Source organism: Salinisphaera sp. T5B8, from assembly GCF_040361255.1.
Classification (GTDB): domain Bacteria; phylum Pseudomonadota; class Gammaproteobacteria; order Nevskiales; family Salinisphaeraceae; genus Salinisphaera.
The window spans coordinates 45003-70771 of the sequence record NZ_APNG01000020.1 but is presented as its reverse complement, the minus strand read 5'-3'; the positions used below and the strand labels follow the sequence as shown (position 1 = coordinate 70771).

18 protein-coding genes and 2 tRNA genes are annotated in these 25769 nt (G+C 62.1%); 11 read left to right on the top strand and 9 right to left on the bottom strand.

The window, feature by feature from the left end; genetic code table 11:
- Position 1 precedes the first annotated feature (1 nt).
- The 3 genes from T5B8_RS16210 to T5B8_RS16200 form a co-directional block, all read right to left on the bottom strand.
- Positions 2-3538 (bottom strand): helicase-related protein, encoded by a 3537-nt coding sequence (locus T5B8_RS16210; protein ID WP_353180413.1) that lies wholly within the window; start codon positions 3536-3538, stop codon positions 2-4.
- Between the two features lie 348 nt (positions 3539-3886).
- A tRNA-Thr gene (locus T5B8_RS16205) sits at positions 3887-3962 on the bottom strand.
- A gap of 143 nt (positions 3963-4105) precedes the next feature.
- Positions 4106-5881 (bottom strand): amidase family protein, encoded by a 1776-nt coding sequence (locus tag T5B8_RS16200; protein WP_353180412.1) that lies wholly within the window; start codon positions 5879-5881, stop codon positions 4106-4108.
- Positions 5882-6092: 211 nt separating this feature from the next.
- Between T5B8_RS16200 and T5B8_RS16195 the strand changes: the two genes are divergently transcribed.
- From T5B8_RS16195 to T5B8_RS16185, 3 genes are all read left to right on the top strand, one after another.
- A tRNA-Ser gene (locus T5B8_RS16195) sits at positions 6093-6182 on the top strand.
- Between the two features lie 121 nt (positions 6183-6303).
- Entirely contained in the window at positions 6304-7323 is a 1020-nt protein-coding gene (locus T5B8_RS16190; protein ID WP_353180411.1) for a class I fructose-bisphosphate aldolase, read from the top strand.
- Positions 7324-7401: 78 nt separating this feature from the next.
- The gene (locus T5B8_RS16185; protein WP_353180410.1) at positions 7402-9222 is read left to right on the top strand and encodes a patatin-like phospholipase family protein; all 1821 of its coding nucleotides are present in this window, start codon (positions 7402-7404) and stop codon (positions 9220-9222) included.
- Between the two features lie 381 nt (positions 9223-9603).
- On the opposite strand, the gene dapE is transcribed toward T5B8_RS16185, so the two are convergent.
- The 6 genes from dapE to map all read right to left on the bottom strand — a co-directional run bounded on the left by dapE (position 9604) and on the right by map (position 16733).
- Entirely contained in the window at positions 9604-10737 is a 1134-nt protein-coding gene (dapE, locus tag T5B8_RS16180) for a succinyl-diaminopimelate desuccinylase (RefSeq protein ID WP_353180409.1), read from the bottom strand.
- Positions 10737-11087 (bottom strand): arsenate reductase family protein, encoded by a 351-nt coding sequence (locus T5B8_RS16175; protein WP_353180407.1) that lies wholly within the window; start codon positions 11085-11087, stop codon positions 10737-10739. The genes dapE and T5B8_RS16175 overlap by 1 nt, the downstream gene beginning before the upstream one ends.
- Before the next feature lie 6 nt (positions 11088-11093).
- Entirely contained in the window at positions 11094-11915 is an 822-nt protein-coding gene (gene dapD, locus T5B8_RS16170) for a 2,3,4,5-tetrahydropyridine-2,6-dicarboxylate N-succinyltransferase (RefSeq protein ID WP_353180405.1), read from the bottom strand.
- A gap of 178 nt (positions 11916-12093) precedes the next feature.
- Positions 12094-13299, bottom strand: coding sequence for a succinyldiaminopimelate transaminase (gene dapC, locus T5B8_RS16165; RefSeq protein WP_353180403.1), 1206 nt, complete (start codon positions 13297-13299; stop codon positions 12094-12096).
- Positions 13296-15968 carry a [protein-PII] uridylyltransferase gene (gene glnD / locus T5B8_RS16160; protein ID WP_353180402.1) on the bottom strand — a complete coding sequence of 891 codons (2673 nt, stop codon included), beginning with the start codon at positions 15966-15968 and terminating at the stop codon, positions 13296-13298. The genes dapC and glnD overlap by 4 nt, the downstream gene beginning before the upstream one ends.
- Complete coding sequence (gene map / locus T5B8_RS16155; RefSeq protein WP_353180400.1) at positions 15969-16733, bottom strand: type I methionyl aminopeptidase; 765 nt, start codon at positions 16731-16733, stop codon at positions 15969-15971. It abuts the gene before it with no gap.
- Between the two features lie 260 nt (positions 16734-16993).
- Between map and rpsB the strand changes: the two genes are divergently transcribed.
- The 8 genes from rpsB to bamA all read left to right on the top strand — a co-directional run bounded on the left by rpsB (position 16994) and on the right by bamA (position 25750).
- Positions 16994-17908: a 30S ribosomal protein S2 gene (gene rpsB / locus T5B8_RS16150; RefSeq protein WP_353180398.1), complete on the top strand. Its 915-nt coding sequence runs from the start codon at positions 16994-16996 to the stop codon at positions 17906-17908.
- 68 nt (positions 17909-17976) lie between these two features.
- Positions 17977-18858, top strand: a complete 882-nt coding sequence (gene tsf, locus T5B8_RS16145) for a translation elongation factor Ts (RefSeq protein WP_353180396.1) — start codon at positions 17977-17979, stop codon at positions 18856-18858.
- A gap of 127 nt (positions 18859-18985) precedes the next feature.
- Positions 18986-19729, top strand: coding sequence for a UMP kinase (gene pyrH / locus T5B8_RS16140; RefSeq protein ID WP_353180394.1), 744 nt, complete (start codon positions 18986-18988; stop codon positions 19727-19729).
- Positions 19726-20283 (top strand): ribosome recycling factor, encoded by a 558-nt coding sequence (frr, locus tag T5B8_RS16135; RefSeq protein ID WP_353180393.1) that lies wholly within the window; start codon positions 19726-19728, stop codon positions 20281-20283. The genes pyrH and frr overlap by 4 nt, the downstream gene beginning before the upstream one ends.
- A gap of 37 nt (positions 20284-20320) precedes the next feature.
- Complete coding sequence (gene uppS, locus T5B8_RS16130) at positions 20321-21043, top strand: polyprenyl diphosphate synthase (protein WP_353180391.1); 723 nt, start codon at positions 20321-20323, stop codon at positions 21041-21043.
- 3 nt (positions 21044-21046) lie between these two features.
- Entirely contained in the window at positions 21047-21877 is an 831-nt protein-coding gene (locus T5B8_RS16125; protein ID WP_353180389.1) for a phosphatidate cytidylyltransferase, read from the top strand.
- A 131-nt stretch (positions 21878-22008) separates the two neighbouring features.
- Positions 22009-23370, top strand: coding sequence for an RIP metalloprotease RseP (gene rseP, locus T5B8_RS16120; protein ID WP_353180388.1), 1362 nt, complete (start codon positions 22009-22011; stop codon positions 23368-23370).
- 16 nt (positions 23371-23386) lie between these two features.
- Complete coding sequence (gene bamA / locus T5B8_RS16115) at positions 23387-25750, top strand: outer membrane protein assembly factor BamA (protein WP_353180386.1); 2364 nt, start codon at positions 23387-23389, stop codon at positions 25748-25750.
- Positions 25751-25769: the final 19 nt, after the last annotated feature.

Sequence of the window (25769 nt, the reverse complement as noted above, 5' to 3'; positions counted from 1 at the left end):
GTTATGCGGCTTGAACCGTTTGGGAGGGCGGCACCGCTTTGGAGAGCAGATAGTCGAGCTCGTAATTGCTGCTCGCGACGCCGAAATCGAGCTCTTTTTGAAAAGGTTGCTGAACGTAGTAGGGGCCCTCGGTTTTGTCGCCGTCGACAAGGACGATTGCAAGGATGAACTTGTCGCCCTGATTGAGGCCGTACATGATCTCGTTACGAGTGATCGTGACGCTCTTTTGTCCCTTGGCGCGGCCCTTGACTTCAATATGGCGAACTAGCGGCACCGTACCGTCCGGCCGCTCGGGCGGCTGTGCGGTAACGTCCCACCCGCACTTTTCCGCCGAAACGTCGACAACTTCGTGGCCGAGCTGATGCTCTGCCTGCGTAACCGCTTCCATCGCCCGTCTTTCAACACGAGCGCGCGCGGCTGCATCCGCAGAGAAATTTTGTTCGCCGTGGTGTTGCGCGATCAGCCCTTGAGGTAGGACGAGCGCACAGCCAACCACCACAGGCGTTCCGGAAACCACAAGCCGGGTCTGCTCGATTTCGCGTCGACGCTGCTGTAGGCGCGCCGTTAACTCCTCAGCGCGGCGCCTGAAGTTCTCCGGCTGCACGCGTGGTTGCTTGCCCGCTTTAACGTCTTCGTCGAGCCGAATGGCGCGGTCCGCAAGATAGTTGATTTCCTTGACCAAGCGCTGTTGTACCGCGGCCAGCGTCTTGTCGGCCTGGCGTTCGCGCCGCGCCTTAACCTCCTCGTAGTGCGCAGGCACAAGCTGCTGTGATGCGTGTTCCAACGCCATGGATTCGAGGCCATGACTCAGCCATTCGGACGCGAGTAGGGCGTCGGCTATTTGTTGGTCCGCTGGATCTAGCGGTTCGAGATCCAGATGGGGCGCCCAGCCACCATGGGTTGCCTGGCCTTCTTTATCGATCGTGACGAAATGAAGTTGCCGGGACGCCGTGGGCGGGTTGTCGCCGGCGGCTTCGCGCACCCTGTGATCGATGACGAACAGTAACCGTGGCTCGATGGTGTCGTCATTCGGATCGACCAGTACGGTGCCTTGGTTCAGTGCTGGCCGATGTGCTTCGAGCACAAGGTCTGTCACCGTCGCCATCAAGGAGTGAGCGGGATGCACCAAGTCTGCTGCCGGTTTTTGTCTTAACCGTACCCGCTCTTTTTCGAAGCAGATGCGTTCATACCGTTTGAGCACGGGCGCGCGTGTTTCACCAATGACGCGATCGCGCTCGCGAATTTCGGCCGGCACATGCTTGATCTCGTAGCGGCCAGGCTCGCGATCGCGTAGATCGCCGCCCAGTCGGGCGAATGCCTCGATGAAAAAGGCGCGTATGAAGTAAGGCTGTAATTTACGCGCCTCCGCCTTGTCCATCTCGGCCTTGATCGAGAATAGCTCCTCACGGCTCATATACTGCTCGACGAGTGCGTTGCGCCTGAGGATTTCCTTGAGGTGCTTGGTGTCGAGTGCCCCATCGATGACCTGATCCAACCGTGCCCTGACTTCTGGGCTTTCCCCCGACCGGATTGCATCAATGAGCAGGTTCTTGAGCGACTGATTTTCGAACGCCTCACCGAGGATGTCGAAGACGCGGCCACCCAAGGCCTTGCGTTCAACTTCCAACTTCTCGAACAAACGCTGGAAGACACTGCCTTCCCGTGTTTCCTGAGCGACCATATTCCACAGATGGCAGACTTCGGTCTGGCCGATGCGGTGGATACGGCCAAAACGCTGTTCGAGTCGATTCGGATTCCATGGCAGATCGTAATTGATCATGAGGTTGGCATTCTGGAGATTGATGCCTTCCCCCGCGGCGTCTGTAGCCACGAGAACAACGACTTTGGGGTTATTACGAAATTCTTCCTGTATCTTTCGTCGGTCGTCGCGGTTGACGCCACCATGGATCGTGACGACCGCTTCAGGTGAGCCCAGTAGACCCTTGATACGCTCGATCAGGTAATTCAGCGTATCGCGGTGCTCGCTGAAGATAATGAGCTTGCGTAGCTGCCCGGAGGGCGTTTGCATCTCCGGTGTGTCTTGGAGCAGGGACGATAGTTCTTCCCACTTCCTGTCGTTGCCCGACTCAACGACGGCCTTCGCCTGACGTTCGAGGTTATTCAGGGTCGTAATTTCGGCTTCGAGCTCGGGGATTGTGGCCGCGGCGGTTGCCTGGTCGACGATCTGTTCAGCGTACTGCTCATATTCGTCTGCAGTAAGTGCGTCGTCGAGCTCGTCAGGGTCGTCGGGTAGCTCGAATGGCCTACTGATCTGATAGGTGACAGTAGTTTCGCGTACACCTTGACCACGAGCAATGAGCTTATGCTCTTCGAGCTGGCCCTCGAGCCGCTTGCGGCGGCGCCTGAGCGATTGATAGATAGCCTCGGGGCTGGAAGCCAGGCGCCGCTGCAATTGGGTTAACGCAAAGCCCACCGTTCCTTTACGTTTGCCGTCCAGCCGGTCGGCCCGGTTCATTTCGTTGCGGACGTACAATGTGACCTGTTCGTAAAGTACGGCCTCTTGATCCGATAGGCGGTAGTTCGCCGTGTAGGCGCGACGTTCCGGAAATAGCGGCTTGCCGTCGAACTTGAGCAGCTCCTCCTTCACCAGCCGGCGCATCATGTCCGATACGTCGACCTTGTGCGCTCCCTCGCGGAATCGACCGTAGAAGCGGTCCGCATCCAACAAGGACATGAACAGCTGGAAGTCCTCTTCCTTGCCGTTATGCGGCGTAGCGGTCATCAGAAGGAAGTGCCGGCATAAGCTGCCGAGCATTTCGCCGAGAAGAAAGCGCTTCGTTTTGTGGACCTTGTTGCCGCCGTATGTCGCCGACAGTTTGTGGGCCTCATCTACGATGATCAGGTCCCACTCGGTCAGCTGGAGCTTCTGCTGCAGCTCTTCGTTACGCGACAGCTGGTCGATTCGAGCAATCAAGTAGGGTTGCTCGTCGAAGTAATTGCCGGTGGCGCTCTGTTCCTGCTTTTCGCGACTGAAGATTTCGAACTGCAGGCCGAATTTTTCGCTGAGCTCGTCCTGCCATTGGTTCACGAGGCCGCCGGGAGCGACGACCAGGATGCGATGCGCGTCGGCGCGCATGATGAGCTCGCGAATCAGGAGCCCGGCCATAATCGTCTTGCCGGCGCCCGGGTCGTCGGCCAACACGAAGCGCAGAGGCTGGCGCGGCAACATTGCCTCATATACCGCCGAAATCTGATGAGGGAGTGGCTCTACGTTCGACGTGTGCACCGCCATCATCGGATCGAAAAGATGGGCAACTCGGATACGGAACGCCTCGAGCGCGATTTTGAAATCTGCGGCAGGCGCATCCAGCGACCAAGGGCGGCCGGCCGTAGCGACCCCTAGCCGCTCTTCGTCGGCCTTGAACAGCATTTGCTCCGCAAACGCGCCATTGGCCTTCTTGTAAACGATGGATATGGCGTCGGCGCCGATAGGGCTGGCCTGGATAACCTCGATGGTCTCCCCCGGCACGACGCCAGCCAAGCGCGTACCCACGTGGATTTCTGCCAACCCGATCATATGGTTCCCCCTACGATGACCCGATCTTATGCGAATGGGCCGTTCGCGTCTCTCGATTTTGACGCTAACGCTTAAATGTATCGTGCATCAAATTGTTGTTGGGGGTAACTTTCCCGGGCGGCATGAGATCAGGCCCTGCGGGCGTGTACGGAAAGACGCGGCAATCGAGCGGCGTCGGATCGGTGAGTGGATTGCGCAGTATTCGCAGCAAGCGATATCGCCAAATGGCGCTGCAAGTTGTCTACGAAGGCCAATGTTTATAGCGCTGCCAAACCGTGTTTGGGCCCGGACACCAGCCGGACACGAAAAAGCCGGCGCGCGGCCGGCTCTCGTAAGCCATTGAAAAGATGGTGCCGGGGAGAGGAATCGAACCTCCGACCTACTAATTACGAATCAGTTGCTCTACCGACTGAGCTACCCCGGCTCCAGATTCGGCAAGGCGCGGATTATAGAGAAACGTTCCGCGGCAAACAATGATTGCTTGCGATCTTGTCGAGGCGGCGGGCGTCGAAAGCGATCGAGTGCGGCCCGCCGCGAGGGCGGGCCGCATTTCAGGCGGGTGTGAGCTTAGTCGTCGTTGGCTGCGAGCTCCGGTGTAAAGGTGGGCGCGGCGCGCGGCTGAACCGTCTCCTGATAGCCGTAGGCGATCTTGATGAGCATGGGTTCGTCGAATTCGCGAGCCAGAAGCTCCATACCGACCGGCAGCGCGGGGGCGCTGTCGTTACCTGACGGCTGCACCATGCCAGCCGGCATGCTCAGTGCTGGAAAGCCCGAGAACGGGCTCAAGCGATTGTTGCTGCCGGTACTCGGCGAACTACCCAGCGCGGGCGCCAGGCTGAGCACCGACGGATACAACAGCGCATCGTACGGCGCGCCCAGGGCAGCGGCGCTCGTGTCGTTGCCGTCGCGGTTATCGAGGATGCGCATGAGGCCGTTACGCACGATCGTTGGACGTTCTTCGAGGTTGCGCTCGTAGGCCTGACGATAACCGACCGCCTCGTCGCTGGTATCGCTTTCGTCCTCGATCGCCCGTCCGATCGCACCGTAGAAGGCAAAGGTGCCGGTGTTTCGTGCTTCATAGCCGCCGTTGGTTTCTACCGCATCGAAACTGCGCAGGTGTCCGTCCAGATTTGAGGGCCAACTCATCAGGTAACTGGTGAGGTCGTTCCGGAACTCGAAGCGCGAATTGCTGGCAAAGTCGGTCAGGGCATCGAGCGAGACGTTGCGCTCGGCCAGGTCGTCTTCACTGAGTATGTCCACCGTGGCGCCGGCAGCGCGCATGGCTTCGATGGCTTCCATGAGCCTGGTTTGAACCTGGGCGTTTTCGCCGTTGCCGTTGCCGAACAGCGGCTGCAGGGCCGCGATACGGGCACCCTGAAGACCATCCGCGTTCAGGTAATCCGTATAGGTGGCTGGCACGTTGGTGATGGCTTCGTACTCGTCGACAGTTTCGATGGCCGCGGAATCATAAGCAAACGCCGCGCGCTGATTCGCATAGGGGCCGTCGTCGAAACCGACCATCGCGTCGAGCATGAGGGCGCAGTCTTCGACGGTACGGCACATCGGCCCGCCGGTATCCTGAGACGCCGCCAGCGGCACGATGCCATCCTGGCTGACAAGGCGCAGGCTCGGTCGAATGCCGACCAGACCTTCCAGACTGGAAGGCACACGAACCGAACCACCGGTATCGCTGCCGGTACCGGTCATTGCGAAGCTTGCGGCAATGGCAGCGCCCGTTCCGGAGGACGAACCACCCGGGCCTTTGCTCTGATCGTAAGCATTTTTGACCTGCCCCTCGATCGAGCTGCTGCCCTGGAAGCCGAACGCGAATTCATCGAGATTGGCCTTGCCGAGCACGATGCCACCGGCGTCGACGATCCCTGCTACCGAGAATGCGTCGTCGGGCGTGCGGTTATATTGCAACGCCGTGCCGCCGGCCGTGGTGGTGACTTCGGCGGTATCGAAATTGTCCTTGAGAAGCACCGGCACGCAGTGCAGTGGCCCGCTCGGGCCCTCGACTGCATAGTTGCGATCGAGTGTGCGGGCGCGGTCGAGGGCACGCGGGTTGAGATTGATAACGGCGTGCAGCGTCGGGCCGGTGTCGTCGTAGGCTTCGATGCGATCGATATAGCCTTGTACGAGCGCTTCGCAGGTTAGCGTACCCGCGCGCATCGCCGCATGGGCCTGTGCGATCGTGCCCTCGACGAAATTGAAGGTTGTCGGTTCCGTCGGCGTTGACGTGTCGCCGTCATTTACACCGACATTGTCGTCGCTGTCGGAATCGTTACACCCAGACAATAGCGCTGCCAGTAACAGCAGGCTGACTGTGAGCCTTGATTTCATGATGTCCCCAAAAAAGTGAATGGATGCACTCGTACTCGAGCACATGGCGGGCGTCGGAAAACGTGTGCCAAAGCGGTGCATACGGTCGTGCCGGCATCCCCCGAAAGCGGTTAAAGCAAAAGCGATGCCATTGCGTGTCCCATGCAGTTTTCGATGCCGGGCTTGCGCTGGGCAGGGCGTGTCTCGGACAATGCGCTGCGCCGAGCACGCCGGAGAGGTGGCAGAGCGGTTGAATGCACCGGTCTTGAAAACCGGCAGGGGTTCACGCCCCTCGTGGGTTCGAATCCCACCCTCTCCGCCATTGCCGCCGCGCCCGCCCTTGGGCGTTTTCGGGGCTGCCGGCCGGCGGTGCGAACGGGTTTCTCCATCGGCCGCGATTTGCGGTAAAATTCCGAAAAATTGGCCCAAACAAGGACTCGCGCATGCACGAACAAGCACTTATCGATACGGCGAATGCGCTCGTTGTCGATGGCAAGGGGATTCTCGCCGCCGACGAATCGACCGGCACCATTAAAAAGCGTCTCGACAGCATCGGCGTCGAGTCGACCGAACAGACGCGACAGACGTATCGCAATCTGCTGTTCACCACGGAAGGCGCGCAGGAGTACATCAGCGGCGTGATTCTGTTCGAGGAAACGCTGTTCCAGAAGGCCGACGACGGCACGCCGTTTCCGAAACTGCTGGCCGATCAGGGCGTGATTCCGGGTATCAAGGTTGACAAGGGCGCCAAGCCGCTGGCTGGTAGCCCGGAAGAAAAAGTCACCGAAGGTCTGGACGGTCTGCGTGAACGCCTGGCCGACTATGCCAAGGCGGGTGCGCGTTTCGCCAAATGGCGCGGCGTGATCGATATCGCCGATCACCGCCCGAGCGACTACTGCGTGCATGTCAATGCGCACGCGTTGGCGCGCTATGCCGCCCTGTGCCAGGAAGCCGGCATCGTGCCGATCGTGGAGCCGGAAGTGCTCATGGACGGCGCCAACTCCATCGAGCGCTGCGAAGAAGTCACCGACCGTGTGCTCGATGCCGTGTTCGCCGAGCTCAAGGCCCAGAACGTCATGCTCGAGGGCATGCTGCTCAAGCCCAACATGGTCATCGCCGGCAAGCAGTGCCCGCAGCAGGCCGGGGTGGAGCAGGTCGCCGAAGCGACGCTGCGTTGCCTCAAGCGCCGCGTGCCCGCGGCCGTGCCGGGTATCGTCTTCCTGTCGGGCGGCCAGAGCGACGAGCTGGCCACGGCCCATCTGGATGCGATGAACCGCAAGGGCCCGCATCCGTGGAAGCTGAGCTTTTCCTATGGCCGTGCGTTGCAGGCGCCGGCGCTGGCGGCCTGGGGCGGCAAGGACGACAATATCCCGGCTGCCCAGCAGGCCTACCTCAAGCGGGCCCGTAACAACGGCGCGGCCGCGCGGGGTGAATACAGCGCGGATATGGAACAGGCCGCTTGATCGGCTGATGTAGGCGCTGGTTGAAAAGCCCGGGCAGGCCCCGGGCTTTTTTATGCGCTGCGCACCAATACGCACTTCATGGATATTGTTTCTGCACTCAAAGCGAGCAGTCTGTTCCGGGAACTGGACCGGCGGGCGTTGCGTTCGGTGGCGGCCAGCGCGGAGTGGCTCGAACTCGGCGGCGGGCAGTATTTGTTTCGCGTGGGCGAAAGCAGCGATGCGCTCTATCTGGTGGTATCCGGGCGTATCCGTGTCGTTCAGCCCGAAGCCGGCAGTGCGCCCCTGTTGCTGGGGGAAAGCAGCGCCGGCGAAACCGTGGGTGAGATCACCCTGATCACGGCCGAGCCGCATTCCTCCGATGCGTTCGCCTTGCGTGATACCGCGCTGATCCGTGTCTCCCGCGAGGTGTTCGAAAGTCTGGTCGAGCGCTACCCGAAGGCCATGCTGCGGGTCACCCGCCAGATCGTCGAACGCCTGCGTGCGGTCAAGCCCGCACCCCAGCGTGAAAGCGTACGTAGCGCGCGCACGTATGCCGTCGTGCCGGTGCATCCGGGCATCGACGTGGCCGCGTTTTCGCGTGCGTTGAGCTGCGAGCTGGGCCAGGCCGCGTCCACCCTGCGCCTGGATGCCACGCGCGTCGACGCAGCCCTGGGCGACGGGGCCGCGACCGTGGATTTCGGTATCGGTGAACGCAACCGCAGTGTGTCAGCCTGGCTGACGCAACTCGAGGATCGCTACCGCTATATCGTCTACGAAGCCAGCACCGAGCCCGATGCCTGGACACGCCGCTGTCTGCGCCAGGCCGACCGGGTGATTCTGATCGCCCACGGCGACCAGCGGCCGTTCGCATCGCGCAATCTGGTCTGGATACGCGAGCAGGCCCTGCGCGCGCCCCAGGAGATGGTGGTGCTGGTACCCGAGCGCGGCGGTTATTCAGCGCGTGCCTGGCGCGATATGGCGGGTGCCATCGCCCAGCATCGGGTCGCCAAGGCGCTGCCGGGGCCGGAAATGGGCCGACTGGCGCGCATGATTTCCGGACGCGCGGTGTGTCTGGTGCTGGGCGGCGGCGGGGCGCGCGGATTCGCGCATATCGGTCTGATTCGTGCGATGCAGGAAAAAGGCATCCCCATCGATGCCGTGGGCGGCACCAGCATGGGCGCGATGGTCGCGGCGATGGTGGCCATGGGCATGGATGCTCAGCAAATGTTGGCACGCATGCGAGAAACCTTCGTCACCGGGCGTTTTCTCAACGACTATTCGTTATCGCGGATTTCGTTGATCAGCGCGGAGAAGTTTCGCCGCCAGCTCAAGACCCTGTTCGGCGAGCGTCATATCGAAGATCTGGACCTGCCGTTCTACTGTCTGAGCACCAATCTCACCCGGGGCGTGCCGGTGGTGCACGACCAAGGCGAACTGGCCACCTGGGTGGGTGCGAGCATGGCCGTACCCGGCATCGCGCCGCCGTTGGTTCATCGCGGCGATCTGCTCGTGGATGGCGGGCTGCTCAATGCCATCCCGTTCGACGTCATGGCGGCGATGGGGCGCGGGCAAGTGATCGTCTCCGATGTCAGCCGGGCGACCGATCTACGCGTGGAAATGGCGGAAGATGCAGAAACCGCGTCACTGCTGTCGCTGGGATCGAGCGCGCGGCATTTGAACATGTTCAAGATTCTGTTCCATACCGCCACACTCACCAGCGAACGCGAAAGCCGCGATATCGATGCCCGGGCCGATCTGGTGCTGCATATGCCGGTTGGCGGCATCAGCATGTTCGATTGGGACGAACTCGACGAGATCGTGTTCCGTGCCTATCACCATGCCGATCAGAAACTCGACGAATGGCTGGGCAAGCGCCGCGACGCCTTTCGTGCCCGGGTCGTGGCCAATCGGGTGGATTAGGGCGTTCGCCGGTCGCGACGGTGCTTTTTCGACTGCGCATGACAGCCCGCTGTCTGCGGCCGCTCCGATCGCATGTCTACGAATGAACGCATCGCTCTGGCGGCGCCGGCCCGGCGCGCTCGGTTTCACGCCACGGCCCGCGTTTTCAAAGCCATCCGCAGATCGACGCAGATTCGCACAGATTGAAATTGCCAGCGCCGGTACCTCGCAAACCCGGTGCCGCCCGACAGCCTGTCCAGATCCGTGTTGATCTGCGGATGATTGTCTTATGTGCGTGTCTTCGCGTTCATTAGCGGACAGCCTGCCTGCTTGAGGGCGGGAACGACAGATCACGCGACTGGGGCAGCCTTTTGAACAGCGCCAGGGGGTTGATGCGCCGCGCTAGTTCAGAAGTCGGGCGACGATGTCTTCGTAGATGGCGCTCAGACGGGCCACATCGGCGGCGGCGATCTTTTCGTCGGCCTGATGAATGGTGTCGTTGAGCGGGCCGAGTTCCAGGACCTGGGCGCCTGTTGGGGCAATGAAGCGGCCGTCCGATGTTCCACCCGCGGTGGAAAGTACGGTATCGAGCCCGGCGTGCTCGCGAATCGCGGCACGCGTGGCGTCAATGAGTGCGCCCTCGCGGGTGATGAACGGCGCGCCGGACAGCCGCCATGCGATCGCTTCGGCCGGAATACCGTGGGCCACGCAGCGCTGTTCGACCTGACGGCGGATGCTGGCTTCATCCTGTTTGGGATTGAAGCGCCAGTTGAAGCGTGCCTCGGCGATACCGGGAATGACGTTTTCCGCGCCGGTTCCCGCTTGTAGATTGGAAACCTGAAACGAGGTCGGCGGAAAGAACTCGTCGCCATCGTCCCAGTGGTGGGCGGCCAGGTCCGCCAGCAGCGCCAACAAACGATGCAGAGCGTTATCCGCCTTGTGCGGATAGGCTACATGACCCTGGCGGCCTCTGATTCGGGCATGCCCATTGAGACTGCCGCGGCGGCCGTTCTTGACCGTATCGCCGAGCGTGTCGGTCGACGACGGTTCGCCGACGAGACAGTAATCGATCGCGACGCCGCGTTCGGCGAGCCAATCCATGACCGCGCGGGTGCCATCTACAGCGGGGCCTTCCTCGTCGCTGGTCAGCAAAAACGCCAGCCGCCCGCCGTGCTCGGGCTGGCGTGCACGAAAGCGCTCCGCGGCACAGACCATCGCCGCGACGCTGGATTTCATATCCGCTGCACCGCGGCCGATCAGCCAGCCGTGGTCGAGGGTGGCTGCGAACGGATCGTGCGACCAGTCCTCGAGCGGGCCAGGGGGCACCACATCGGTATGGCCGGCGAAACACAGCAAGGGTCCACTGTCGCCGGCGACAGCCCATAGATTATCGACGTCGCCGAAACGCAGATGCTCGACGGCAAAACCGGCCGCGGCCAGCCGTTCGCCGATCAGCTTTTGGCAGCCAGCGTCGTCGGGCGTGACCGAAGCGCGCGCGATCAGCGCACGGGCGAGATCGAGCGCCTCGTCGGCCATCAGTCGGCGCCTGCGAGTGCGGCTTCATAACGTGCTGCGGAAAAGCCGGCCAGTGTGTCGGTCGGCGTTTCCAGAATCGGGCGCTTGATCAGGGTGGGGTGTTCGATCAGCACGGCCAGCGGGTCAGCCTCGGCCGCTTCGCGCTGTTGCGTATCGAAGTCACGCCAGGTCTTGCTGCGTTTGTTGAGCAGCGCGCCATCGCCCAGCGCCTGGCGCCACTGTTCGAGCCGCTCGCGGCCCACGCCGTCGGCGCGCACATCGATCCATTCGTGGTCGATGTCCGCGCTCGACAACCACTGGCGGGCCTTGCGGCAGGTATCACAGCTGGCGATGCCGTAGATCCGGATCATGGCCGATCAGGCGCTGCGCAGCAGTTCGTTGATACCGACTTTCGCACGCGTACCTTCATCGACTTTCTTGACGATGATCGCGGCGTTGATGCTGTAGCGCCCGTTATCGCGCGGCAGGCTGCCGGCGACGACGACCGAACCGGGCGGTACTTCACCGTGGATGATCTGATCGGCTTCGCGGTCGTAGATCGGCGTCGAGGCGCCAATGAATACGCCCATGGAAATCACCGAGCCGCGGCCCACGCGTACGCCTTCGACAATCTCGGAGCGGGCGCCGATGAAGCAGTTGTCCTCGATGATCGTGGGCGCGGCCTGCAAGGGTTCGAGCACGCCGCCGAGGCCCGCACCGCCGGATAGATGCACGTTCTCTCCGACCTGCGCACAGGAGCCGACCGTGGCCCAGGTGTCGATCATCGCGCCGCTGCCAACATAGGCGCCGATGTTGACGTAGCTGGGCATGATCACGGCATTGGGCGCGATATGCGCACCACGACGCACCATGGCCGGCGGCACGATACGTGCGCCCTGTTTCTGAAAATCGTCGGCGTCGTACTGGGCATACTTCGAAGGCACCTTGTCGAAGTAGCGCGTATGCGCACCGTCGATCGGCGTGTTGTCGCGCAGCCGGAACGACAGCAGCACCGCCTTCTTGAGCCATTCGTTGACAACCCAGCCCTCAGCGGTGGGTTCGGCTACCCGTGCCTTGCCGGAATCGAGCAGGTCCAGCGCGCTCTGTACCGCGTCGCGCACGCTCGCATCGGCATTGTCAGGCGAGATATCGGCGCGGTTTTCGAAAGCCTGTTCGATGATCTGCTGGGTGTCGGCCATGGCGTCTCCTTGCAGCGCGCTCGCTGGACGCGCGGTTGGGTTCGTATTGAAGGCGCGAGAGTTTAACGTATTCAACCGGCCGGGTCGTAGCCCGCGGGCTGTCGAAGCGGTGTAGCCTCGCGGCTGCGCGATCCGGGCGCGCGTCGGCGCACCGGATCAATCGTTTCGACGACGGCCGTTAGGTCGTGGCGGCGGCACACACGCGGCCCAGCCGCGTGGCCGCTTCGACACAATCGGCCGTGGATGCCACCAAGGACAGGCGCAAGCGGTTCTCGCCCGGGTTGACGCCGCCCGCGGCGCGGGCGAGATAGCGGCCCGGCACCACGCGCAGGTTTTCGTCGCGCAGGGCGGCCACGGTCAAGGCTTCGTCGCTGGTATCGAAGGCCGGCCATAGATAGAACGAACCGGGCGGACGGCTGACCTCGCATAACGGTTCGAGCAGCGGCATGACCGCCGCGTATTTCTCGCGATAGCGATCGCGATTGGCCCGCACATGGGTTTCGTCGCGCCAGGCCGCGATGCTGGCCGCCTGTACGTGCGCACCCAGGGTCGCGCCGTGGTAGGTGCGATAGCGCAGATACTGGGTCAGCACGCGGCCGTCGCCGGCGACGAAGCCGGAGCGAAGGCCGGGCAGATTGGATCGTTTCGACAGACTGTGAAATACCACGCAGCGTGAGAAATCGTCGCGACCGCCGGCATGGGCGATATCCAGCAAGCCCGGCGGCGGCGCGTCTTCGTCGGCATAGATTTCGCTGTAGCACTCGTCCGAGGCAATGATGAAATCGTGCCGGTCGGCCAGTTCGAGCGCACGTTCGAGATAGGCGCGATCGGCCACCGCGCCGGTTGGATTACCGGGCGAACATAGATAGAGCAGCTGAACACGATCCCAGGCGGCCGCGCTCAGCGCGTCGAGATCGGCCAGGAAATCGGTGTCCGGCAGGCAGGGCAGATACAACGGCTCGGCCCCGGCCAGCAGCGCCGCGCCTTCATAGATCTGGTAGCCCGGGTTGGGCATGGCGACCGCCGCGCCCGCTCTAGATGGGTCGATTACCGCTTGGGCGAACGAAAACAGCGCTTCGCGCGTGCCCGCTGCGGGCAGGATATGACGTTTATCATCAACCGCCTGGCGTGCGATATTAAAGCGCCATGCCAACCAGTCGCCGATGGCCGCACGCAACGCTTCGCTGCCCTGGGTTGGCGGATAGTGGGCGATGCCGTCGAGGGCGCCGAGTAGTGCGACGCGGGCTACTTCCGCCGGTGGGTGCTGAGGCTCGCCGATCGCCAGGGAAATGGGTGGCTGGGCCGTGTTCGGCTGCGTATCGCGCAACAGCGCCGACAGGCGCTCGAATGGATACGGCTGCAGCGCATCGAGACGTGGGTTCATGGGCCGTTCTTGTCGAGTTCGTTGGTCAGGGTCTGTCGTAGCCGCGATCGGGTTTCGCGATCCCGTAGGGGCGCGTGGTCGCGGTCGGTAATAAAGAACACGTCTTCGGCCCGTTCGCCGATGGTCGCGATCTTGGCGGTCTCCAGCAGAATGCCGAAGCGGTAGAAGGTATCGCCGATCAGCGACAACAGGCCGGGCCGGTCGGCGGTGACCACCTCCATGACGGTACAGGCACGCTCGGGTGTCTCGCTGAAATAGATCTGGGTGGGCACATTGAAATAACGGGCACGCCGCGACGCGCGCCGGGTGACGTCAATGCTCTCGACCTCGGGATTGGCAATCGCCGCGCGCAGGGTGTCCTCGATTTCCCGTCGGCGATAGGCATCGGTGATGGGCTGGCCGTCGCTTTCGCAGATTACGTAGGTGTCGAGCGTGTAGTCGTCACGCGTGGTGTTGATACGCGCATCCAGAATCGATAACCCTAGCTGGGCCAGTACGCCGGTGGCCACGCCGAACAGATAGTTGCGATCACGGCTGTAGACGAACAGGGTGCTGCCCTGATCGGAGATCTCGGCGACAGTGACCAGCGGGCCGTCACCGTCGTGGGTGACGATCGCACGTGTCTGTCGGGCGATTTCTTCGGGGCTGTGCCGGAGGAAATAATCCGGTTCAAAACGTGACCATACTTCCTTGAATCGCGGTGTATTTACCCGGGATCGGGTCAGCATGGCAGCGGCTGCACTACGGGTTTCGGCAATCAGCTCGGCTTCGTCGAGTGGATCGTCCAGGCCGCGTTCGAGCGCACGCCGTGTGCTGGTATACAGATCGACGAGCAGGCTTTCCTTCCAGGAGTTCCACAGATTCGGGTTCGTGGCACGGATATCGCAAACCGTCAGCAGGAACAGCCGATCCAGTCGTTCCCGGTTGCCGACTTCACGTGCGAACTCATTAACCACCTGTACATCGTTGATATCGCGTCGTTGTGCGGTCATCGACATCAGCAGGTGCTGGCGTACGAGCCAGCACACCAGCTCGGTATCGTCCGACGAAATACCGTGGTCCACGCAGAATTTGCGGGCGTCGACTGCGCCCAGTTCGGAATGGTCGCCGCCGCGGCCCTTGGCGATATCGTGCATGAGCCCGGCGATATAGAGGATCTGCGGTTTGTTGAGCGACTGCATGAGTTCGCTTGCAAAGGGCAGTTCGTGCTGGAAGCGGGGCAGTACCAGCCGGCGCAGATTGCGAATGACGAACAGGGTGTGTTCGTCGACCGTGAGCGTATGAAACAGGTCGTACTGCATGCGCCCGATGATCTTGCCGAAGTTCGGCAGGTAGCGGCCCAGTATGCCGTAGCGGTTCATCCGCCTGAGTGCCCGGGTCACTCCGCCGCGCTGGCGTAGTATCTCGGTAAAAAGTCGCCGGCAATGGATTGAATTGCGGAAGTTTTTATCGATGAGGTGGCGATCGCGACGCATCAGGCGCAGGGTATGCGCACGAATGCCGGTCAAGCGCGGACGCGTCTGCATGAGATAGAAGATCTCGAGCAGTGCGCTGGGGTGCTTGACGAAGACATCGTCGGCGGTAACTTCAATGAAACCGTGGCGTGACTGGAACCGTTCGTTGATCGGGCGCGCGCGTTCGTCGTCGCCGAAATGAAGAATCGCTTCGGAAAAAAGTTGCAGCAGAATATCGTTAAGCGCGGTTAGCGCTTTGATATTACGGTAATATTTCTGCATGAACTGTTCGACGGCAAGGTTGTTTTCCTCGTCCTCGTAGCCCAGCAGTTTGGCGATCTGGATCTGGTGATCGAACAGCAGTCGGTCTTCCGGTCGGTCCGTGAGCGTGTGCAGAGCAAAGCGTACGCGCCAGAGAAAGGCCTGACCCCGTTTGAGCTCAGTGAACTCGCGGTCGCTCAGGAAGCCGTAGTCGACCAGCCCGTCCAGCGTCTGGGCGGCGAACTGACGTTTGGCCACCCAGGCGATGGTCTGGATATCGCGCAGCCCGCCGGGCGATTCCTTGGTATTGGGTTCGAGCTTGTAGGCGGTTTCGTCGTAGCGGGCATGGCGCGCCTGCTGTTCCTCGATCTTGGCCTTGAAGAACTCGGCCGAGGGCCAGATGTGTTCGACCGAGGTCGCTGCGCGCATGGCGGCGAACAGGGCCGCGTCGCCGGCTAGCGCACGCGACTCCATGAGGTTGGTCATGATGGTGATATCGCCTGCGGCCTGTTCGGCACACTCGGCCGGAGAGCGCACGCTATGGCCGACTTCCAGACCGATATCCCATAGATGGGTCAAAAAGCGCTCTAGCGCCGGGCCGACCGTATCGAGCGTGCCCTGGCGATAGAGTATGAGCAGGTCGATATCCGAATGCGGCAGCAGTTCGCCGCGCCCGTAGCCGCCGACCGCCACCAGGCAGGCATCGGATGAGTCAGCCAGGGCCTGCCAGGCATTGGTGAGCACGGCATCGACCAGTTCGCTACGCGCGCCCACGAGCACATCGACATGCGCGCCGGCCCGAAACGCGCGTTCGATACGTTCGCGCCCGGTATCGAGATATTCGCGCGCCTGCGCGATCGACGCACCTTCGGCGTTGCCCGCGCGGGCAATGAAATCGTCCCAGTCGCCGAGTTCGGCCTGGGCGCGGCGGCGGGTCTCGACGGTTTGAGCCATCTAGGCGCTCAGCTGGCTGGGGGTGAGGATTTCCACGCCATCTTCGGTCACCAGCACGGTGTGTTCCCACTGGGCCGACAGCGAATGATCCTTGGTGACCACGGTCCAGCCGTCGGGCAGTACTTTTACGTGCCGCTTGCCGGCGTTGACCATGGGCTCGATGGTGAACGTCATGCCGGCTTCCAGGCGCAGGCCCTGGCCGGCCTTGCCGTAGTGCAGCACCTGTGGCTCTTCATGAAAACCCAGACCGATGCCGTGGCCGCAGTACTCGCGCACGACCGAAGCGCGTTTGGATTCCACGAAGGCCTGAATCGTCGCGCCGATATCGCCCAGGGTCGCGCCCGGGCGCACCACCTCGATGCCCTTGTAGAGCGCGGCTTCGGCGATATCCGACAGGCGGCGGGCCTTGATCGAGGGTTCGCCAGCGAAATACATACGCGAGCTGTCGCCGTGATAGCCGTCCTTGATCAGGGTGACATCAATATTGACCGCGTCGCCTTTCTTGAGCGCCTTTTCGCCCGGGATGCCGTGGCAAACGACGTGATTGATCGATGTGCAGATCGATTTCGGGAAGCCGTGGTAGTTCAGTGGCGCGGGCGTGGTGCCCAGCTCGTCGACCATGTAATCGTGACAGATCGTATTGAGTTCGTCGGTCGTCACGCCGGGCTGCACATGCGGCGTGATCATATCCAGAACCTGCGCGGCCAGACGGCCGGCCTCGCGCATCTTGTCCTGTTCTTCGGGGGTCTTGATGGTCACGCTCATGCGTTATCGGTCCTTGCTAAAATCGTCTATGAATCGCGGCCGATTTACGGCCGATGCTAGCCTGCGAAGGGCCGCTATGGTATAAACCGCTCGCGTTCGCGGCAATGCAAGGCCCTGAACGCTTGTATGAACGGTCGATAACGACCGTATTCGATATCGAAAATCCGCACGCGTGTCGGCACATGAAACGGGGTGCCTGTCTGCTCATGCAGATCGGTTGTTTCATGGGATGCGCGTAAGCCACAACCCGGAGACAATCCATGAGTCAGATCAGCATGCGCCAGTTGCTTGAGGCGGGGGTTCATTTCGGCCACCGCACCCGTTACTGGAACCCCAAGATGGCCCCCTATATCTTTGGCCATCGCAACAAGATCCATATCATCAACCTCGAAGAGACCCTGCCGCTCTTCAAGGATGCCTACAACTATATCAGCCGCCTGTCCGCCAACGGCGGCAACGTCATGTTCGTGGGCACCAAGCGCGCCGCGCGCGAAGCCGTGGGCAAGCAGGCCCGGCGTTGCGGCATGCCGTTCGTCAACCATCGTTGGCTCGGTGGCATGCTCACCAACTTCAAGACGGTCAAGAACTCGATTCAGCGTCTGCACGATCTCGAGCAGATGATCGAAGACGGCTCGATTCGCAAGCTCAACAAGCGTGAAGCCCTCGATCTGTATCGCGAGCGCGACAAGCTCGAGCGCAGCATCGGCGGCATCAAGGAAATGACCAGCCTGCCGGATGCGCTGTTCATCATCGACGTCGGCTTCGAAAAGATCGCCGTCGACGAAGCGCGCAAGCTCGGTATTCCGGTTATCGCCGTGGTCGATACCAACTGCTCGCCGGAAAATATCGATGTGGTCATTCCGGGTAACGACGACGCCATTCGCGCGATTCGTATCTACACCGAAATGGTCGCCGACGCCGTGTTGGCCGGCCGTGGCAGCAAGGGTGACTTCACCGGCCAGGACGACGCCATGGTCGAGGTTCAGGAGCAGGGCGACAGCCACGAACCGGGCAAGCCCGCCGAGGCACAGGCCGCCAGCGAAGCCACCCAGAACTCCGTGATCCAGGAGTCGCAGGGTGAAGCCGAGCCCACCGCGACCGCGTCGCTGGGCGATGTGGCCTCCGTGCCCTCGGAAGACCCCGAACAGGCCGATCCCAAGCAGGCCGACAAGTAATTACGTGCGCGCCGGCGTGCAATCGGCACGACGGCGCGCTCGCACCCCAACTTTGCGGAGAAACAATCATGGCAATTAGTGCTGCTCTGGTTAAGGAGCTGCGGGAACGCACCGGCGCCGGCATGATGGAGTGCAAGAAGGCACTCACGGCCACCGATGGCGATATCGATGCCGCGGCCGACAACATGCGTCGCGAAGGCCTGGCCAAGGCCGACAAGAAGGCAGGCCGTGTGGCTGCCGAAGGGCGTATCGCCACGGCGGTGTCCGACGACAAGACCGTCGCGGTGTTGCTGGAAGCCAACTGCGAAACCGATTTCGTCGGCAAGAACGACGACTTCGTGAACTTTGCCGAACTGGCGGCGAAGGCCGCGCTCGACAACGCGCCCGCGGATGTCGACGCCCTGGCCGAACTGGAAGTGGACGGCGAAAGCCTGGATGCCAAGCGCCGTGCGCTGGTCGCCAAGCTTGGCGAAAACATCACCATTCGTCGTTTTCGTCGTATCGAAGCCGGCGAAGGCAAGCTCGACGTCTATATGCACGGCGCGCGTATCGGCAGCGCGGTGGCGATTGTCGGTGGCGAAGCCGAACTCGCCCGCGATCTGGCCATGCACGTAGCCGCCAGCGCGCCTGCGCATCTGTCGGCTGACGATGTGCCGCAGGAACGTCGCGATTCCGAAAAGGAATTGCTCATGGCGCAGGCACGTGACAGCGGCAAGCCGGAAGAGATCATCGAAAAAATGGTCGAAGGTCGGCTGCGCAAGTTCCTGGGCGAGATCACGCTCCTGGGTCAGCCGTTCGTCAAGGATCCCGACATGACGGTCGAAAAGCTGTGCAAGCAGCAGAACGCGACCATTACCGACTATGCCCGTCTGGAAGTCGGCGAAGGGATCGAGAGGAAACAGGAAGACTTCGCTGCCGAGGTCAAGGCACAAGCCGAAAAGAGCGCCTAAGGGCGTAACGGCCGGCTGCCGAGGCAGCCGGCTTTTTTTTGACCGCGCCCGTATCGCATGATCGGGAGCTAAGTTATCGTTGCCGGCCAGGAGCCGCTTCCATGTTGTCGTACTGCTGCGCCATTCGATGAGCAAGAATAAATCGACCTGTAAACGCATATTGCTGAAACTCAGCGGTGAGGCCCTCATGGGCCAGGCCGATTACGGTATTTCGGCCGAAGTCGTCGAGCGACTCGCGGCTGAAATCAAGGGCCTGATCGAGTCGGGTGTCCAGGTCGCGCTCGTGGTGGGCGGTGGCAACATCTTCCGCGGCGTCGGCCTGGCCGGCCGCGGCATGGATCGCGTCACCGGCGATCAGATGGGCATGCTGGCCACGGTGATCAATGCACTGGGCCTGCAGGACGCCATCGAGCATGCGGGTATGACCGCGCGCGTGATGTCGGCAATCCGTATCAACCAGGTGTGCGAAGACTATATCCGGCGTCGTGCCATTCGCCATCTGGAAAAGGGGCGCGTGGTGATCTTCGCGGCCGGTACCGGCAACCCGTTTTTCACCACGGACTCGGCGGCGAGTCTGCGCGCGGTCGAGATCAATGCCGATCTCATGCTCAAGGCCACCAAGGTCGACGGCATCTACAGCGCGGACCCGATGCGCGACAGTAGCGCCAAACGCTATACGCACCTGACCTATGATGAAGTCATAGATCAGCGCCTCAGCGTGATGGATACCACCGCCATCGTACTCTGCCGCGATAACGGCATGCCGCTACGGGTGTTCGATATCAACCGGGCCGGCGATCTCGCCCGCATCGTCGCCGGCGACGACGTGGGTACGCTGGTCGACAACGACACGACGAGAAGCAACGGATGATTGACGAGATATACAGCGACGCACAACAGCGCATGGATAAGACCATCAACGTCATGCGCGAGAATTTCAGCAAGATCCGCACCGGGCGCGCGAGCACCAGTCTGCTCGATCACGTCACCGTGGAGTACTACGGCTCCGAGGTGCCGCTCAACCAGGCTGCGAACGTGGCCCTGGAAGACGCGCGCACGATCACCATCCAGCCGTGGGAAAAGTCGATGGTGCAGCCGGTCGAGAAGGCGATCATGAAAGCCGACCTCGGCCTCAACCCGTCGACGGCCGGGCAGGTGATTCGCGTGGTACTGCCGCCGTTGACCGAAGACCGCCGCAAGGATCTGGTGAAGGTCATCCGCGCAGAAGCCGAGGACGGGCGCGTGGCGATCCGCAATATCCGTCGCGATGCCAACTCCACGCTCAAGGAACTGGTCAACGAAAAGGAGATCAGTGCCGACGATCAGCACGGCGGGGAAGCGCGGATTCAGAAACTCACCGATCAGCATATCGACCGGATTGACAGCCTGCTCGAGGACAAGGAAAAGGAGATCATGACGGTTTGAACGAACCGTCGATCGAGTTCGAGCGCCAGGTGCGAATATGACTGTGCCCGACCACGTCGCAATTATCATGGACGGCAACGGCCGCTGGGCGAGCCGGCGTGGTCTGCCGCGCGCGGCCGGGCATCGCTCGGGCGCGCAGGCGGTGCGCGCGATCGTGGAAAGCGCTAGAGAACAGTCAGTTAAAACATTGACGCTGTTCGCATTTTCGAGCGAAAACTGGCAGCGGCCAAAAACTGAAGTGCGTGTGCTGCTGGATCTGTTCCGACGCACGATCCGTCGTGAAATCGATTCCATGAACGAGTCCGGCGTACGCCTGAGCTTCATTGGTGAGCGGGCACATTTCTCCGAAGCCCTGCAACAGGAAATGGCCCAGGCCGAGCAGCGCACGCGCGATAACGAGGCGCTCAACCTCGTGATCGCTATCGACTACGGCGGCCGTTGGGATCTGGTGCAGGCGGCCCGCCGACTGGCGCGCGATTGTCGCGACAACGCCCTCGATCCCGACGATATCGACGAGCACAGCCTCGGCGAGCGCATGGCGTTGGCCGATTTCCCGGCCCCGGATCTGTTCATCCGCACCGGCGGCGAACGTCGGATCAGCAACTTTCTGCTCTGGGATCTGGCCTACAGCGAATTGTATTTCTCCGACGAACTCTGGCCGGATTTCGACGGCCATAGCCTGGCCTGTGCGATCGAATGGTTCGGCCAGCGCCAGCGCCGTTTCGGACGACTGCCGCAAGCCACGGCAACGGGGCTCTAGCGGATGCTGGCCACACGCATCGCGACCGCGCTGGTGGTGGTACCGCTGGCGGTGCTGGGCATGCTCTATCTGCCGACTTTCGCCATCACGCTGGTCTTTTCGGTGCTCATGTTGCTGGGCGCCTGGGAGTGGGCAGGGCTGTTGCGCCTGCGCGATACCGGCCATGTGGCGATGGTACTGGCGACGGCCGCATTGATTTTCGTGTTCGCACTCATTCGTAGCCAGTGGTGGCTGGTCGCGGTGGACAATCTGCTCATCGGCGCAGCCTGTATCTGGTGGTTGATCGCGATCGGCTGGATCGTGCGCTATCCGAATGGCTGGGCGACGGTGATGGGGCGTATCGATGTCGGTGTGGCCACCGGCCTGCTCACCCTCGTCGCCGCGGTCGCGGCCGTGACCTATCTGCATCAGAGCGATCAGGGTGCGTTGCTGTTGCTGGCCTTTTTCTTTCTGATCTGGGCGGCGGATACGGGTGCCTATATTGCCGGACGTACCCTGGGCCGGCATAAACTCGCCCCGGCGGTCAGCCCGGGCAAGACACGAGAAGGCGCGATCGGCGGTATCGTTGCGGCCATGGTGTTTGCCGGGGCCGGCGCGTGGGTGCTCGGCTACGGCGGCGAGCGGCTTGTGGGGTTCGTGGTGCTGGGTGCCTGGGTCGCGATCATTTCGATCGTGGGCGATCTGACCATCAGCATGTTCAAGCGCCATGCCGGTATCAAGGATAGCGGGACGTTGTTTCCCGGCCATGGCGGGGTGCTCGACCGGCTCGATAGCGTGCTGGCCGCCGCGCCCTGGTTCGTGGCCGGCCTGCACTGGCTGCCCAGTACGCTCTAGCGCCGGGCTGCGTTCGTCGCAGGGTGGGCGCGCGCAGGTACACTATGCAGTACCCGGCTTGGGTACGTTCACTTAATCCAGGTTTTCGTCCTCGCCGGTGACACTGCCGGCGCGCGGGAGAAGTAAGTTACATGTCTGACTGGCTGATGTCGGTTCCAGCGTTCATCGTGGCGATCGGCCTGCTCGTGGCCGTGCACGAATACGGCCATTTCTGGGTCGCCCGCCGGATGGGCGTGAAAGTGCTGCGCTATTCGATCGGCTTCGGCCATCGTATCTGGGGCTTCACCGGGCGCCGCAGCGGGATCGAGTACTGGCTGTCGGCGATTCCCCTGGGCGGCTACGTGAAGATGCTCGACGAACGCGAGGGCGAAGTCGCCGAGGCCGACAAGCCCTATGCCTTCAACCGCCAGCACCCCGCCCGCCGGATCGCGATCGTGGCCGCCGGCCCGGGGGTGAATTTCCTGTTCGCGATCGCTGCCTACTGGCTGGTGTTCATGATTGGTGTGGCCGGTATCAAGCCGATGATCGCGGCCGCGCCCGAGGCCAGTCTCGCCGCCCAGGCAGGTCTGCGCGCCGGCGATGAAATCGTGGCCATCGACGATCGCCCGATCGAGAACTGGGAGGATCTGCGCCTGGGCCTGATCGAGCGCGGGCTCGATGGCCAGGCGATCGATCTGGATGTGCGCGGCGGCGATGGCGATACGCGCGATGTACGTCTCGATCTGTCCGATGTGCCCGCCGACCCGGAAAAACTGTTCGATCGCCTCGGACTGGCGCCGTACCAGCCGCCGGCCACGCCACTGATTGCTGAGGTGCTGCCTGATAGTGCGGCCAGTCGCGCGGGTGTGAAGCAGGGCGACGAAATACAGGCGGTCGACGGCCAGACGGTGGATACGCCGCAGGCTCTGGTCGACCGCATCAAGTCCAGCCCGGGCGCACGTGTCGTGCTCACGGTGGAACGCGATGGCGCGAGCCGCGAAATCCCGGTAACGCTGGATTCGGTCGACAATGATGCAGGCGAGGCTCAAGGGCGGCTGGGCGCCCAGATTGGCGTCGACAGCCAGGCCTGGGAGAGCATGCGCACCACACGCCAGCTCGGCCCGCTGGCGGCGATTCCGGCGGCGGTCGCCAAAACCTGGGAAGTCTCGGCGCTGACGGTTCGCCTGATGGGGCGTATGGTCACCGGCGAGGTCTCTTGGCGCAACGTCAGCGGCCCGATCCAGATCGCCAATTATGCCGGCCAGAGTGCGAGTATCGGTCTGGAAGCGTTCGTGGGCTTTCTGGCGCTGGTCAGCGTCAGTCTGGCGGTGCTCAACCTGCTGCCGATTCCGGTGTTAGACGGGGGGCATCTTCTGTATTATTCGATCGAATGGATAAGGGGCCGACCTCTTTCAGAGGCGGTACAGGTCGCAGGGCAGCAGGTCGGCATGGTCGCTCTGCTGATGCTGATGACCCTGGCTTTCTACAACGATATCCTGCGCTTGCTCGGGTAAGTAAGGTTCTTGAAATATGCCTGTATGTGTGACGCGCGCGTTCGCCGTGCTGCTGTGTCTTTTCGCCGCGAGCGCCTGGGCGCAGGCTCAATCGCCGGATTCCGGCTACGACTTTCGTGTCGACGACGTGCGCGTAACCGGCGTACAACGGCTCGAGCCGGGTACCGTGCTCACCTATCTGCCGCTGTCGGTGGGCGATCGCATGAGCGAAGCCCGGGCCCAGCAGTCCATTCGTGCGCTCTACGATACGGGGCTGTTCGAGAACGTCGCCCTGCAACGTGAAGGCAACACGCTGATCGTCGATGTCACCGAGCGGCCCGAAATCGCGCGCTTCACCATCGAGGGCAACAAGAATATCGGTGGCGACAAGCTCAAGGAGGCGCTGGCCGAGCAGGGTCTGGCCCAGGGCGAGCTCTACAAGCGTTCGCTGGTCGATCAGCTCGAACAGGAACTGCGGCGTCAGTACTACGCCAACGGTTATTACAGCGTGGCGATCGATACGAAGGTCACCGAGCTCGACAACAACCGTGTGGCCATCGATATCGATGTAACCGAAGGTGAAGTCGCCTCGATCAAGGACATCAACATCATCGGCAACGAGCACTTCAGCGACGAAGAACTGCTGGATGTGTTCGAACTCAAGCCGAGTTCACCGGCCTATACCCACCCGCTGACCTTCTGGCGCAGCCGCGATCGCTATTCGCGCGAAAAGCTGCTCGGCGATCTCGAATCGCTGAACTCGTTCTACCAGAACCGCGGCTATATCCGTTTCAATGTTTCGTCGATCCAGGTGTCGTTGTCGCCGGACAACCGCAACATCTTTCTGACCATCAATGTCGACGAAGGCGATGAGTACAAGATCAGCGACTATAAATTCGCCGGCGACATGATCGTGCCCCAGACCAGCCTGCAGCGGCTGGTCACCGTCGAGCCGGGCGAGACGTTCTCGCGCAGCCAGGTCGATGCCTCGGCCAACAGCATCAGCTCCGGGCTGGCCGATTTCGGTTACGCCTTTGCCGATGTCGATCCGCTCACCCGTATCGATGACGAAGACAAGACCGTCGATCTGACCTTCTTCATCGATCCCGGCAAGCGCGCGTACGTGCGCCAGATCACCTTCAACGGCAACGACAAGACCAACGACGAAACCCTGCGCCGGGAAATGCGCCAGTTCGAGGGCGCGCCGTTCTCGCGGCGCGGCGTCGAACGCTCGCGTACGCGTCTGGCGCGGCTGCCCTATATTCAGGACGTGCAGGTCAATACCGAAAAGGTCGCCGGTAGCGAAGACCTGGTCGATGTCGACTACGACGTGACCGAACGTGCGGCCGGCACCCTTCAGTTCGGCGTCGGCTTCTCCGATGCCCAGGGCTTTCTGATCAACGGCAGTGTCTCGCACAGCAACTTCCGCGGGACCGGCAACCGCCTGACCCTGCGCGCGGAAACCAACGACTACGCCAAGAGCGTGGGCGCGAGCTGGACCGATCCGTATTTCACCGATGAAGGCGTGTCGCGCACGATCTCGGCGTTCTATCGCAATACCGATCAGCTCATTCGTATCGGTTCCGGTTTCGACCTGAACTCGATCGGCGGTGCGGTGACCTTCGGCCTGCCCATTACCGAGTACTCGCAGCTACGCGCCGGCCTCGGCGTGGAAAGCAACGAGATCAACTCGGCGGTCAATCGCCGTGGCGAGGAACAGCTTTCCGACCAGCTTGCGGAGTTCATCGAGGAAAACGGCAAGGAAGCCACGACCTATGAACTCCAGACCGGCTGGTCGCGCGATACGCGTAATCGGACGTTCTTTGCCACGCGTGGCAGCAATACCGAGTTCCAGTTCAATATCAAGGGCCCGGGGTCGGATCTGGAGTATTACGACACCAGCCTCGAACACGAGCGCTATTTCCGTGTCGGTGCCTGGGTGCCCGGCTTGTCCGACAAGATGGTGCTGTCGATGGACGGCCGTGTCGCCCAGACCGATGTCTGGGGCAAGGGCGAGGATGTGCCACCCTACGACAACTTCTTCGCCGGTGGCGCGCGTTCGGTGCGTGGTTACTCCAACGGTGGCCTGGGCCCGCGTGATTCGCTCGACAATCCGTATGGCGGCCAGTTTCTGACGACTTTGCAGAGCGAGCTGGTCATCCCGACCTTCCTCGAGTCGGATAACAAGTCGACCCGCCTGACCGCGTTCTACGACATCGGTAACGTCTACGAAGACGCCAGCGCGTTCGAAGCCTCCGATCTGCACAAGTCCGCAGGTGTCGCGTTCTACTGGTTCACGCCGTTCTTCGGGCTGCTGCGCGTGAGCTATGCCGCCTATGTGGACGATCCCGACAACGACGACGTCGATCGCTTCCAGTTCTCCTTCGGTGTCGGGCTGTAAGGCGCGACTGGAACAGGTT

Coding starts and splice junctions, on each gene's coding strand:
- dapD (WP_353180405.1), bottom strand. CDS start 11,915: ATGGCCGACACCCAGCAGATCATCGAACAGGCTTTCGAAAACCGCGCC.
- map (WP_353180400.1), bottom strand. CDS start 16,733: ATGAGCGTGACCATCAAGACCCCCGAAGAACAGGACAAGATGCGCGAG.
- dapC (WP_353180403.1), bottom strand. CDS start 13,299: ATGAACCCACGTCTCGATGCGCTGCAGCCGTATCCATTCGAGCGCCTG.
- glnD (WP_353180402.1), bottom strand. CDS start 15,968: ATGGCTCAAACCGTCGAGACCCGCCGCCGCGCCCAGGCCGAACTCGGC.
- bamA (WP_353180386.1), top strand. CDS start 23,387: ATGCCTGTATGTGTGACGCGCGCGTTCGCCGTGCTGCTGTGTCTTTTC.
- rpsB (WP_353180398.1), top strand. CDS start 16,994: ATGAGTCAGATCAGCATGCGCCAGTTGCTTGAGGCGGGGGTTCATTTC.
- frr (WP_353180393.1), top strand. CDS start 19,726: ATGATTGACGAGATATACAGCGACGCACAACAGCGCATGGATAAGACC.
- T5B8_RS16210 (WP_353180413.1), bottom strand. CDS start 3,538: ATGATCGGGTTGGCAGAAATCCACGTGGGTACGCGCTTGGCTGGCGTC.
- rseP (WP_353180388.1), top strand. CDS start 22,009: ATGTCTGACTGGCTGATGTCGGTTCCAGCGTTCATCGTGGCGATCGGC.
- uppS (WP_353180391.1), top strand. CDS start 20,321: ATGACTGTGCCCGACCACGTCGCAATTATCATGGACGGCAACGGCCGC.
- dapE (WP_353180409.1), bottom strand. CDS start 10,737: ATGGCCGACGAGGCGCTCGATCTCGCCCGTGCGCTGATCGCGCGCGCT.
- T5B8_RS16125 (WP_353180389.1), top strand. CDS start 21,047: ATGCTGGCCACACGCATCGCGACCGCGCTGGTGGTGGTACCGCTGGCG.
- T5B8_RS16200 (WP_353180412.1), bottom strand. CDS start 5,881: ATGAAATCAAGGCTCACAGTCAGCCTGCTGTTACTGGCAGCGCTATTG.
- tsf (WP_353180396.1), top strand. CDS start 17,977: ATGGCAATTAGTGCTGCTCTGGTTAAGGAGCTGCGGGAACGCACCGGC.
- T5B8_RS16185 (WP_353180410.1), top strand. CDS start 7,402: ATGGATATTGTTTCTGCACTCAAAGCGAGCAGTCTGTTCCGGGAACTG.
- pyrH (WP_353180394.1), top strand. CDS start 18,986: ATGAGCAAGAATAAATCGACCTGTAAACGCATATTGCTGAAACTCAGC.
- T5B8_RS16190 (WP_353180411.1), top strand. CDS start 6,304: ATGCACGAACAAGCACTTATCGATACGGCGAATGCGCTCGTTGTCGAT.
- T5B8_RS16175 (WP_353180407.1), bottom strand. CDS start 11,087: ATGATCCGGATCTACGGCATCGCCAGCTGTGATACCTGCCGCAAGGCC.